The following is an 11,562-nucleotide window of genomic DNA, read 5'->3' on the forward strand; positions in this document are numbered from 1 at the left end:
CCCGCGTCACCCGCGGGTGATGGTGATGAAATCCGTGCCTTCGCCGGTCTCCCGGCCGAGGCCGGTATCGGAGATCGTCAGCGTCGAGCCGGGCGCGATCAGGGCGTCGATCTTGCGGCGGGTCTCGTCGGGGATGGTAATCCGGCTGAGTGAACGGGCGATCGGCTTGCCTGTTATGATCGAGCTTTCCTGATTGGTGATGCGGAGCCGCTTCATCGTCTCGCGGGAGAGATTGTTCTCGAGCGTGATGCCGAGCCAGTCCGCGGTGCCGGCCCTTTCATCGACCGCATGCAGCGTGAAGAAATGTGTGCCGAGCGCCAGTCCCGGATCGGCGATCGTCACCGGCGCTTCGAAGATCGGCTTGAAGGCCTGCCGCACCATGATGACGCCGTTCGGCGGCTCGCCCTTGCCAGCCGCGGCATAGACTTCTCTGAGGAGCGTGTCGGAGACCAGGCTCCTGTCGCCGGCAAATTCCGCCGGCCGTAGCGTCTTGAAAGCCTTGATCGCCTCTACGGTCGACGAACCGAGCAAGCCGTCAGGATTGCCGGCGGAAAAGCCCAGCTGGTTGAGCAGGGTCTGGATGTCGATCACTGTCTCGCGCAACGTCCGGCGCGTAATCAGCATGCTGATCGGCTCGGACGGCGGCTCGGGTTCGGGCGCCGCAATCGGCTGCGCTGCCGGCATCGGCATCGCAGCGGTATCGTTCATCGCCACCTGCACCGGCTTTTCGGGGCTGTCGGGCATGGAGGGCCGCAGTTCGACATCCGAAAGCAGCGGCATCGCCGCCGGTGCATCCGGATGGAAAAGGGTCGGATGATCGATCGGCTGCGGCACCAGTTCACCGTCGCTGATAATGACGGGGACACCGGGATCGGTCATCCCATAAAGCATTTTTGCGAAAGCGCCGGGCATGCGCACGCAGCCATGTGAGGCCGGATAACGCGGGACCGAATTGGATTCGTGCAGCGCGATGCCGGACCAGGTCAGCCTTTGCATGAACGGCATCGGCGCCGCCGAATAGAGATTGGATTCGTGGTATTTCTGCTTTTCCAGCACCGAGAAGATGCCGCTCGGCGTCGTGTGGCCGTCCTTGCCGGTCGAGACCTTCGAGGTCGCGACGACCTCGGTGCCGTCATAGACCACAAGCGACTGCTTGTCCTTGGAGACGATGATCTGCAGCGTGCGCGCATCCGCGGCAAGAGCGGGGTGCACGAGTGCGGTGGCCGACAGCAAGCCGAGGCCGAAGACGAGACGCGAGAACATGAGACCCAACCATACGCAATACTTGCCCGGCACATTATGAGACGAAGTTTAAGGAAGATTTTATAGGCCGGATCGCCGGCTGCCCTCACGCGTTAGTGATCGCGCTTGCCGCTGCCGAAGGTGTAGCCGGTCTCGACCGTTTTCTTGCCGAACTTGTCACGCAGCTTGTCCATCGCCGCTTCGGCTGCCGCCCGCCGGCCCGATTGCCGGTCGATGAGATCGGGCGGATCGGCGCGGGCGGCATCGCCGAGATCGGTGACGCCGATGCCGATCAGGCGGAACTTCGTACCGTCTGTCTCTTTTTCGAGAAGCTCGAGCCCGGTGCGGAAGATCTTGTCGGCAAGCTGGGTCGGGTCTTCGAGCTTGCGGTTGCGGGTGCGCGATTTGAAATCGGCGCTCTTCAACTTCAGAACCACGGTCTGGCCGGCAATGCCGTTTTTCTTCAGTCGCCAGGAGACCTTTTCGGAGAGGTTGCGCAGGATCGGCACCAGATCGTCGTAGCGCGATATGTCGTCGAAGAAGGTGGTCTCGGCCGATACGCTCTTGGCCGCATCGTTGAGATGCACCTCGCGGTCGTCGACGCCGCGCGACAGCCGGGCGAGCCGCTGGCCGATACTGCCGTAGCGGCGCATCAGATCGTTTTCCTCCATCTGCTGCAGCTGGCCGATGGTGCGGATGCCGTCCGCCTCCAGCGTCGCCGCAAAGGCCTTGCCGACGCCCCAGATCGTGGTGACGGGACGCGGCGCCAGGAACTCGACCGCTTCCTCGCGGCCGATGACCGAAAAGCCGCGCGGCTTCTGCAGATCGGAGGCGACCTTGGCGAGAAATTTGCAATAGGAAAGCCCGACCGAAACGGTGATGCCGATCTCCCTTTCGATGCGACGGGCGAATTTGGCGAGCGTGCGCGCCGGCGGATCGTGATGCAACCTCTCGGTGCCGCCGAGCTCCAGGAAGGCCTCGTCGATCGATAGCGGCTGCACCAGCGGCGTCAGATCCTGCATCATGGCGCGCACCTGGCGCCCGACCCGGACATATTTCTCCATGTCGGGGCGGATGACGATCGCTTGAGGGCATGCCTCCAGCGCCTTGAACATCGGCATGGCCGAACGCACGCCGTGGATACGGGCGATATAGCAGGCAGTGGAAACCACACCGCGTTTGCCGCCGCCGATGATGACAGGCTTGTCGGCAAGTTCCGGATTGTCGCGTTTCTCCACCGCTGCGTAGAAGGCGTCGCAATCGATATGCGCCAGCGTCAATGCATAGAGTTCGCGATGGCGCACGAGGCGGGGACTGCCGCAGGAAATGCACCGGCGCGCCTCGCCCTTCTGCTCGGCAAGGCAGTCGCGACAGAAGCCGGGTGTCTTGTCAGGCGCAGGCGTCATGATGAGAACAAAGATTGAACGGTCGGAGATTACGCCTTAAGCTTCCGAGTCTCAAGAGAGGGCGGGAGCTTTGACTTTGGATAACGATCTTCGTTTCGAGCCGGTAACGCCAGAACGCTGGGACGATTTCGAAATCGTGTTCGGGCCGCAGGGTGCCTTCTATAACTGCTGGTGCGTCGCGCTGCGCCTGCCGCATGCGATAAGGACTGAGATGGCGGCCGACGAACGCAAGGCGCATATGCGGGGACGGATCAAGGCGGGTCCGCCGCCTGGCATCCTCTGTTATGCCGACGGCGCGCCGGTCGCCTGGGTGCAGGTCGGGCCGCGCCACGACGTGCCGCAGTTCAATTCGCCGCGCACCGTCTCGCGGCCGCTGGAGGAAGGCGATGCGCATGATCCGTCCATCTGGGCCGTCAGTTGCTTCTTCCTGCTGCCCAAACTGCGCGGCAAGGGAATGAGCCATCGCCTGCTCGCCGGCGCGATCGACCATGCGCGGCGCCAGGGAGCGCGGCTGCTCGAAGCCTGTCCGATCGATCATGTGAAGCAGTCGAAATCAGTGACGCTCTGCATCGGCTCGACGGCAATCTTCGATGCCGCCGGTTTCGAGACGGTAGCACGGCGCAAGGACGGCCGTCCGCTCATGCGGCTGGAACTGCGCGCGTGAAGGTGGCGGAAACAAAATGCGCCTCGATGAGCTCGGCCGCATGCGTCCAGTCGGTGGCGCGGGTGATGTCGTCGGCCGCCGCCGGTGCGAAACGATGGACGGGCGAGTTCGGCATCAGATGAATCAGCAGGCAATCGGCGACGTGTTCCCTAACGGAATGCAGATTGCGCGCCATATCATCAATGAAGACGACGGGAAGGGAGCGGCTGGCATGCAATGCGTGAACGATCGGCCCCTTGGGCTGCTCGGTGGCAAGCAGCGGAAAGAGCAGGCCTATCCTGTCCAGCAGGCGACGGCGCTGGTCCTGGAACCGCGGCTGCATGGCTGTCAGGAACAGGATATCGGCCTCCTCCGAAAGGCGGTCGAGCGTTTCGACCACGCGGTCGAGCGGCGTCTGCCACAGCTCTTGTGCCTCGAAAAATCCCTCGATCAGCCGGCTGACCTCTTGATCCTCGATCTCCATGCCGTCGGCTTGCGAGACGATGTTGCCGTGAAGCCGGAACGATCGCGGCAGAAACGCGTGGCCCTGGCTCTGAAGGAAAAGCTGGAAGGGACCGATGAACTGCAACACGACGTCGTCGACGTCACAGACGATCAACGGCCGTTCGCCGAGTCGGATATGCGAGATGTCGAATTCCCCGGAGGCCACGGTCAGTATTCTCCGGAATCGAGGCCGGGCGAAGAGAAATGCTGCCAGGCCGCGGTCACCGTCTCTGGGCGGATGCCGCTCGCCGCGCAGAAGGCCATCGCCGTCGGTTCATGGTTCATCAGGAAATCCATCAGGCCGGCGAGGAAGCCGGGATCGTTGACGGCGTTGCGCACCTGGCCGGGCGCCACACCCGTCAGGGCGAGAAAGCGGCCGAACATTTCGGGATCGTCGGCAAGCCAGCCGAGCACGGCGATCGCCGTCTCATGCGGGTCGGCAGCCTGTTGTTTCGAAGTCTTGAAGTTGCTTTGCATTTCGCTGGGTAAGTTACCTTTTCTTCAACCAAATACCGGTAGCGTGCACTATCGGTTTCACGCAGCTTTTGTCCGCATGTGCCTTTGTCATGGGACGAACCGCTGCGCGAACGGACGTAGGGACAGCTTGTCATGCCCAAACAGGTGATGATTGTAGAAGATAACGAGCTCAACATGAAGCTCTTTCGCGACCTCATCGAGGCGTCCGGCTATACGACGATCCAGACCAGAAACGGTATGGAGGCGCTCGATCTGGCGCGCAAGCATCGGCCCGACCTCATCCTGATGGATATTCAGCTTCCCGAGGTCTCCGGCCTCGAAGTTACGAAATGGCTGAAGGAAGACGACGAGCTGCACGTGATTCCCGTCATCGCCGTTACGGCTTTCGCAATGAAGGGGGACGAGGAGCGGATCCGCCAAGGCGGCTGCGAGGCCTATGTTTCCAAGCCGATCTCGGTTCCGAAATTTATCGAGACGATCAAGACCTATCTGGGCGATGCCTGACGCATCGGAAAGACGCTTATGACTGCGCGAATACTGGTGGTTGACGATATTCCGGCCAACGTGAAGCTGCTCGAAGCGCGGCTGCTTGCGGAGTATTTCGACGTGATGACCGCAGCGGACGGCTACACGGCACTGGCGATCTGCGAGCGCAACCAGGTCGATCTCATTCTGCTCGACATCATGATGCCCGGCATAGACGGTTTCGAGGTCTGCGAGAGGCTGAAGGCCAGCCAGAAGACCGCCCATATTCCAGTCGTCATGGTCACCGCGCTCGACCAGCCGGCTGATCGCGTACGCGGCCTGAAGGCTGGCGCTGACGATTTTCTCACCAAGCCGGTCAACGATCTGCAGCTGATCTCCCGGGTAAAGAGCCTGCTGCGGCTGAAGACGTTGAGCGATGAGCTGCGCATCCGTGCCGACACCGCCCATACGATGGGCATCGACGACCTCACGCGGGCAGGCGAGGGCCGCGCCGACGAGACCGCTCAGGTCCTGCTTGTCGACGGCCGCGCCAATTCGCAAGAGCGTATCATCAAGGCGCTGAAGCCCGTCGCCGACGTGCTTGCCCTTTCCGATCCGCAGGCCGCCCTCTTCGAGGCGGCCGAAAGCGCGTTCGATCTCGTCATCGTCAACGCCAACTTCGACGACTACGATCCGCTTCGCCTTTGCTCGCAGCTGCGCTCGCTGGAACGCACCCGCTTTTTGCCGATCCTGATCATCACCGAGCAGGGCGCTGACGATATGGTCGTGCGCGCGCTCGATCTCGGCGTCAACGACTACATCATCCGCCCGGTCGATCCCAACGAACTGGTCGCCCGCAGCCTGACGCAGATCCGCCGCAAGCGCTACAACGATCGGCTGCGCGCCAGTGTCAAGCAGACGATCGAGCTTGCCGTGACCGATCCGCTGACCGGCCTTTATAACCGGCGCTATCTCGACAATCATCTGAACGTGCTCTTCAACCGTTCGATGGCGCGCGGTCGGCCGCTTTCGGTGCTGATCACCGATATCGACCGCTTCAAGCATGTGAACGACACCTACGGCCATGACGGCGGTGACGAGGTGCTGCGGGAATTCGCAAATCGCGTCCGTTCGACCATCCGCGGTGCCGATCTCGCCTGCCGCTACGGTGGAGAGGAATTTGTTGTCGTGATGCCCGACACCTCGCCGGAAATTGCCGCCGCCGTCGCCGAGCGCCTGCGTGCGGCGATCGAAAACGCTCCCTTCATGCTGAAACACGCCGGGGAAGCGCTGAATGTCACTGCTTCCTTCGGCATCGCCTCGCGTATTGCGCAGGTGCTGACCCCCGACCAGCTGATGAAACAGGCGGATCTGGCTCTTTACGAGGCCAAGAATACCGGCCGCAACCGTGTGGTCGCCGCAGCCGCCTGACGAATCACTCGCCGCCATAGGCGCCATTTGCGGGTTTTCCACTGCGGTAAGCGAATTGTTACCGATTTTTAATCTTCGCCTGTGCACCGCGGGGCGAAAAAATTGCAGCTCAATAGCTCAAAAATGGACTCGCCGCGTTGCCGCGGATGTGTTGCCGCGCGATAGTCTTGAGAGCGTCAGGCCATAGCTCAAAATGAAATGAAGACTATAAAAAATGCCTGCCGCCGACAGGGTCAAATAGATTGCGGCGGCGTCACCTCACGTAAGGGGAGGGGTGGCGTAAGTTATTAAGTTATATTGTCGAATATCTTGGAAAGAGCAGGCGCTACGCTTCGATCCAAAGCAGAGACGACAAAACTTTGTATGTCCCAAATCTGGACTTTTAACCATAGAATCAAGATGAGAAAATTCATCATTAAGAATTTGTTGATTTTCTTTCATTTTTGCGCAAATTATCGGCTCATAAGAGAAGCGCTCCCGTTGAGGAGTTGTCGATACCCCATGATGCTCAGGTCCGCCGCATCTCCTGGGTCGTGGGGTCGGTCGGCTAGTAGGCAAGTTATAGCGGTTCCTCGTGCCGTTTTGCATGCTGGCCGACCCCCTTTCACGAAAACGCCGCCACTTCCCGAAGATGGAAGGGCGGCGTTTTGTCTGTTTGCGCTATCATCTTGAAAACCACAAAGCCGGACAACAAAAAACGCGCAACCCGAAGGCGCGCGCTTTTGTGAAATCCGTCAGGCCAAGTGATTACTTGATCTTGGTTTCCTTGAACTCGACATGCTTCTTTGCAACCGGGTCGTACTTCGTCTTCGTCATCTTGTCCGTCATCGTGCGGCTGTTCTTCGTGGTGACGTAGAAGAAACCGGTGTCGGCTGTCGACAGCAGCTTGATCTTGATTGTTGTAGCCTTGGCCATGGTCGTCCTGCCTTTAAGAAAATGAAAGCCGTGGAAGCCGGATGGGCTCCACGGCAAATCCTGGCGCGAAACTACGAATCCCGCCCGAAAAGTCAAGCCCGTTTTCGAATGAACATCAGTCTGATGCCGGAAAGTAGGGCGTAAAGACCGAAGAAAGCGGCAATCGCCCAGGCAAAACCGTTATTTCCAGCGACATCGATCGCCGCGCCGATCGCCTGCGGCCCGGCCACGGTTCCTATCGCATAACAGAAGACAAAGGCAGCATTGGCTGCCGCAAGATCGGACCCCGTCAGCCGCGAGCCGAGATGGCTGAGGCCGACCGTATAGAGGCCAGAGACGCAGCCGCCCCAGAAAAGCAGGAGCCCGGCCATCAGAAGCCAGTTGTTGAGCAATAGCGGCAACATCATCGAGCCGATGAAGCCCATCAGCGCCATGCCGGCCAGAAGCGGCCGCTTGTCGGCGATACGGTCGGAAAGCAGGCCGAGCGGGATCTGAAAGATGACATTGCCGACGCCCATCATGGTGAGCAGAAGTGCTGCCTGCGATTCGGTGAAATGGGCGCGCACGGCAAAGATCGGGAAAAGCGACAGCCCGCCCGCTTCGACCGCGCCGAAGATGAAGACCGCCGCCGTCGCCGTCGGCACCAGGAAAACGTAGCGCATGAAATGCAGCTCCGGTTTTTCCTCGAGCACCGGGCTCTCGTCGCGGGCGATGAAGATCGGGATGGCCGCAAGCAGGATGGCGGCGGCGCCGATCAGGAAGGGGAAGATGCCGTCGCTGCCGAGGACCGAAAAGAGCAGAGGTCCGGCTGCGAAGCCAAGGGAAAGCACCGTCGCATAGATGCCGAGCACGAAACCGCGCTTGGAAGGCGGCGAAGCGGCGTTGATCCAGAATTCGGAGAGGATGAACAGCGTCGTCGTTGCGCCATGGAAGGCGAAACGCAGCGGAAACCACATCCAGAAATCTTGGGCGTAATAGAAGCCGAGCGCGCTCAGCGCCGAAATCAGCACGGCCCAGAGCATTGTCGGCGCAACGCCGTATTTATGGGCGAGTTTGGTGGTGATCGGTGCGGCGGCCATCGCCGCGACCCCGGCCATCGCCGTGTTTAGCCCGATCAGGGTGGACGAGATGCCGCGTTTTTCGAGGATGATGCTGAGGAGGGGCAGACCGAGGCCGATTGCTATGCCAACGGCAGATATGGACGAGATGGCTGCCACCAGAGAAGGCCAATGGATTTCTTCGACATCGCCCGGTGTGCCGGTTCTCGGCTGAGACATTTATCCATCCTTAGAAAGCTGCGCGAACGAATCGGCCGATTCCCGTCAGATAGATAGACACAGACGTGCCAAATCCAGGTGACGGATGCCGCTTCGCAGTATTTCCGATGTGAGTGACCGTCTGCGGAATGTAAAGCCCGTTCGGGCAATAAATGCTTACCATGTCAGGTCTTGAGGATCTTCGGCTCTCGCATTCGGGTGGTGGTCGGTGGAGGGCTGGCACTACACGTTAAATATGTCTGGAAGGTGAAGGCGCTAATTCGGCCGGCCGGGGATGTCATAATCGTCCGGACCGTCACTCTCGCCACCGAAGCCGTGCATGCGCAGCGCCCATTGCAGACCGATGACCCCGCCCTTGATCGGCTGGATCGAGGCAAGCGCGGTGATGACGGTGATCGGCGCCCAGATGGCGAGATGCACCCAGACCGGCAGCACGAAGGTCATGTCGGTCAGCATATAGCCGCCGACCACGACGTGGCCGAGGACGAGGATGACGATATAGGGCGGCAGGTCGTCCGCGCGTTGGTGATGCATCGCCTCGCCGCAGGCCGCGCAATGATCGACCGGTTTCAGGAAGGCACGAAAGAGCTTGCCGTTGCCGCAGGCCGGGCAGCGGTTCATCAGCCCGCGCAGGATGGAGCGCCCAAGCGGACGCTCGACCTCGGGCGTATCCCCGTAGCGGGCAACCGGATCGGTCGGTGTGCTCATCGCAAGTTCCCCTTTCAGACCGAAAGCATCGGATTCGTTTTGTGAACCGCGTCCAACATCGGCGATCTTCGTTGTTGCAGCGTTTTGCCGAAAACCAGCGTCCGCTTTCGGCGCGATGCTTTAGTGGCGTCCGCGTGGCGGCCTTGTTCCAGGTTTTTTGCGAACCTGGCCTCTGTCGCGGCGGCCCGCTTTGTGGAAGGAGCGCACCGCCGTCGGCATCTCGCGGCCCTCGCTGATCATCTCGAAACGCAGCGCGCCGGCCAGCGGGATCGCTTCGGCAAGTTTCACGGTGACACTGTCGCCCAGGCGATAACCGAGCCCTGTTCGCTCACCCGAGAGCGCTTGATGCACCTCGTCATAAATGAAGTAATCGGTGCCGAGCGTAGATATGGGGACGAAACCGTCGGCGCCATAGTCCGGCAGGGCAACAAAAAGCCCCGATTTCGTCACGCCCGAGACCCGTCCTGCAAACTCCTCGCCGACGCGACCGCTGAGGTGATGCGCGATCAGCCGGTCGACGGTCTCGCGCTCGGCTGCCATGGCCCGACGCTCGAAGGTCGAGATTTCGGCGGCGATATCGTCGAGCGCCGCCTCTTCGTCGGGCGTGATGCCGCCTTCGCCGAAACCGAGCGAGCCGACGAGGGCGCGATGCACGATGAGATCGGCATAGCGGCGGATCGGCGAGGTGAAGTGGGCGTATTTCATCAGGTTGAGGCCGAAATGGCCAATATTCTCGGGGCCGTAGATCGCCTGGCTCTGCGAACGCAGCACCATCTCGTTGACCATGGTCTGGTGCGGTGTGCCGTCCGCCTTCGCCAGGATGCCGTTGAAGTTGTTGGCGCGCATGCTGCCGCCCTTGGCAAGCGAGATGCCGAGCGTGGCCAGGAACTCACGCAGGATCTCCTGCTTGGCAAGCGTCGGGCCATCATGGATGCGATAGATCAGCGGCTGGCGTTTCTTTTCCAGCGTCTCGGCGGCGCAGACGTTCGCCTGGATCATCATCTCCTCGATCAGCTTATGCGCATCGAGCCTTGGCGGCACGAAGACCCGGTCGACCGTGCCGTCGGGCTTCAGCAGGATCTTGCGCTCCGGCATGTCGAGTTCCAGCGGCTGGCGCCGGTCGCGTCCGCGCTTCATCACCTCATAGGCGTGCCACAGCGGCTTCAGGATCGGCTCGAGCATCGGGCCGGTCTGATCGTCCGGCTTTCCGTCGATCGCCGCCTGTGCCTGCTGGTAGGACAGCTTGGCCGCGCTCTTCATCATGATGCGATGGAACGTGTGGCCGATCTTGCGGCCTTCGCTGGAAAAGCTCATGCGCACGGCGAGCGCCGGGCGGTCGACGCCTTCCTTCAGCGAGCAGAGATCGTTGGAGATGCGCTCCGGCAGCATCGGCACGACGCGATCCGGGAAATAGACCGAGTTGCCGCGCTTCAGCGCCTCGCGGTCGAGCGGTGAATTCGGGCGGACATACCAGGAGACGTCGGCAATCGCGACAGTGACGATGACGCCGCCGGGATTGTCGGGCGAGGGGTCGAGCTCGGCATAGACGGCGTCGTCATGGTCCTTGGCATCGGCCGGGTCGATGGTGATGAGCGGCACGTCGCGCCAATCCTCGCGATGCGACATGCTGGCCGGTTTTGCGGCGTCCGCCTCGGCGATGACGGCCGGCGGGAAGACATGCGGGATGCCATGTGCATGGATTGCGATCATCGAGATCGCCTTTTCCGAACCGACGGAACCGACGACGGAAAGCACCTTGGCGCGCGGCAGGCCGAAACGGCCGAGACGGGCGATTTCGACTTCGACCAGATCGCCGTCCGTGGCGCCGCCGGTGAAGTCGGGGTCGATCACCATCTCCTCGCCGCGCCGTTCGATCGGCAGCAGACGACCGCCGCCGCCCGGTGCAGTGCGGAAAACGCCCATCGATGCGCCGCGGCGCCTGTCGATCACCTTGATGATCCGCGCCGTATAGGCCGGTCCGCCGCGATCGACGGCCGGGAAGATCTTTGCCAGGATGCGGTCGCCGAGCCCGGCGACGGGCGCCTTGCCCTTGCCCTGGCGGCCTGCGGGCGATTGCTGGCGGATGGCGACGGCGGGTGCTACGCCCTGGTCTTCCGGCCATTCCGCCGGCCGGCCGATCAGATCGCCATCCTTGTCGCGCGTGGTGATATCGAGAACCGTGACGGGCGGCAGCGCACCGGGACGGATCAGCGACTTGCGGTTCTTCTGCAGCATGCCTTCTTGCTCGAGCTCCTGCAGCATGTGCTTGAGCTCGACGCGGTTGTCGCCCTTCAGGCCGAAAGCCTTGGCGAGTTCGCGTTTGGACGCTTTCTGCGGGTGATCGGCGATGAAGCGCAGGATCACCTCGCGCGAAGGCAGCGCGCCATGGACGATGTTCAGCGGCTCGACGGCGGGGGCATCCTTGCCGGCGCGGCCGATCTTGCCCGGACGCTTGCCCGAAGGGTTCGTTCTGTCGCGCGGTATCCTGCTCACG

At 61.7% G+C, this 11,562-nt stretch carries 11 protein-coding genes; 3 read left to right on the forward strand and 8 right to left on the reverse strand.

Annotated elements, in window-relative coordinates:
* Nucleotides 1–6: 6 nt before the first annotated feature.
* Both CUJ84_RS07020 and CUJ84_RS07025 read right to left on the reverse strand, forming a co-directional pair.
* The gene (locus CUJ84_RS07020) at nt 7–1,263 is read right to left on the reverse strand and encodes a L,D-transpeptidase family protein (RefSeq protein WP_105005690.1); all 1,257 of its coding nucleotides are present in this window, start codon (nt 1,261–1,263) and stop codon (nt 7–9) included.
* A 92-nt stretch (nt 1,264–1,355) separates the two neighbouring features.
* Nucleotides 1,356–2,648, reverse strand: coding sequence for a DNA polymerase IV (locus tag CUJ84_RS07025; protein WP_105005691.1), 1,293 nt, complete (start codon nt 2,646–2,648; stop codon nt 1,356–1,358).
* 76 nt (nt 2,649–2,724) lie between these two features.
* Here CUJ84_RS07025 and CUJ84_RS07030 point away from each other — a divergent pair, with 76 nt between their 5' ends.
* On the forward strand, nt 2,725–3,312 hold the full coding sequence (locus CUJ84_RS07030) for a GNAT family N-acetyltransferase (protein WP_105005692.1): 588 nt from the start codon (nt 2,725–2,727) through the stop codon (nt 3,310–3,312).
* Here CUJ84_RS07030 and CUJ84_RS07035 read toward each other — a convergent pair.
* Nucleotides 3,287–3,961, reverse strand: coding sequence for a hypothetical protein (locus CUJ84_RS07035; protein ID WP_105005693.1), 675 nt, complete (start codon nt 3,959–3,961; stop codon nt 3,287–3,289). The two genes, CUJ84_RS07030 and CUJ84_RS07035, sit on opposite strands and share 26 nt — an antisense overlap.
* A gap of 2 nt (nt 3,962–3,963) precedes the next feature.
* Nucleotides 3,964–4,272 carry a DUF3572 domain-containing protein gene (locus CUJ84_RS07040; RefSeq protein ID WP_105005694.1) on the reverse strand — a complete coding sequence of 103 codons (309 nt, stop codon included), beginning with the start codon at nt 4,270–4,272 and terminating at the stop codon, nt 3,964–3,966.
* Between the two features lie 132 nt (nt 4,273–4,404).
* Between CUJ84_RS07040 and CUJ84_RS07045 the strand changes: the two genes are divergently transcribed.
* On the forward strand, nt 4,405–4,776 hold the full coding sequence (locus CUJ84_RS07045) for a response regulator (protein WP_003547430.1): 372 nt from the start codon (nt 4,405–4,407) through the stop codon (nt 4,774–4,776).
* 18 nt (nt 4,777–4,794) lie between these two features.
* Nucleotides 4,795–6,168 (forward strand): PleD family two-component system response regulator, encoded by a 1,374-nt coding sequence (locus CUJ84_RS07050; RefSeq protein WP_105005695.1) that lies wholly within the window; start codon nt 4,795–4,797, stop codon nt 6,166–6,168.
* 747 nt (nt 6,169–6,915) lie between these two features.
* Here CUJ84_RS07050 and rpmG read toward each other — a convergent pair.
* The 4 genes from rpmG to rnr all read right to left on the reverse strand — a co-directional run bounded on the left by rpmG (nt 6,916) and on the right by rnr (nt 11,561).
* Entirely contained in the window at nt 6,916–7,083 is a 168-nt protein-coding gene (gene rpmG / locus CUJ84_RS07055; protein ID WP_003547442.1) for a 50S ribosomal protein L33, read from the reverse strand.
* Nucleotides 7,084–7,175: 92 nt separating this feature from the next.
* The gene (locus CUJ84_RS07060) at nt 7,176–8,360 is read right to left on the reverse strand and encodes an MFS transporter (protein WP_027685125.1); all 1,185 of its coding nucleotides are present in this window, start codon (nt 8,358–8,360) and stop codon (nt 7,176–7,178) included.
* Nucleotides 8,361–8,615: 255 nt separating this feature from the next.
* The gene (locus tag CUJ84_RS07065; protein ID WP_105005696.1) at nt 8,616–9,068 is read right to left on the reverse strand and encodes a DUF983 domain-containing protein; all 453 of its coding nucleotides are present in this window, start codon (nt 9,066–9,068) and stop codon (nt 8,616–8,618) included.
* A gap of 120 nt (nt 9,069–9,188) precedes the next feature.
* Complete coding sequence (gene rnr, locus CUJ84_RS07070) at nt 9,189–11,561, reverse strand: ribonuclease R (protein ID WP_105005697.1); 2,373 nt, start codon at nt 11,559–11,561, stop codon at nt 9,189–9,191.
* Nucleotide 11,562 lies beyond the last annotated feature (1 nt).

Source organism: Rhizobium leguminosarum (assembly GCF_002953715.1).
GTDB classification, from domain to species: domain Bacteria; phylum Pseudomonadota; class Alphaproteobacteria; order Rhizobiales; family Rhizobiaceae; genus Rhizobium; species Rhizobium leguminosarum_V.

Coding starts and splice junctions, on each gene's coding strand:
- CUJ84_RS07020 (WP_105005690.1), bottom strand. CDS start 1,263: ATGTTCTCGCGTCTCGTCTTCGGCCTCGGCTTGCTGTCGGCCACCGCA.
- CUJ84_RS07025 (WP_105005691.1), bottom strand. CDS start 2,648: ATGACGCCTGCGCCTGACAAGACACCCGGCTTCTGTCGCGACTGCCTT.
- CUJ84_RS07040 (WP_105005694.1), bottom strand. CDS start 4,272: ATGCAAAGCAACTTCAAGACTTCGAAACAACAGGCTGCCGACCCGCAT.
- CUJ84_RS07045 (WP_003547430.1), top strand. CDS start 4,405: ATGCCCAAACAGGTGATGATTGTAGAAGATAACGAGCTCAACATGAAG.
- CUJ84_RS07050 (WP_105005695.1), top strand. CDS start 4,795: ATGACTGCGCGAATACTGGTGGTTGACGATATTCCGGCCAACGTGAAG.
- rpmG (WP_003547442.1), bottom strand. CDS start 7,083: ATGGCCAAGGCTACAACAATCAAGATCAAGCTGCTGTCGACAGCCGAC.
- CUJ84_RS07060 (WP_027685125.1), bottom strand. CDS start 8,360: ATGTCTCAGCCGAGAACCGGCACACCGGGCGATGTCGAAGAAATCCAT.
- CUJ84_RS07065 (WP_105005696.1), bottom strand. CDS start 9,068: ATGAGCACACCGACCGATCCGGTTGCCCGCTACGGGGATACGCCCGAG.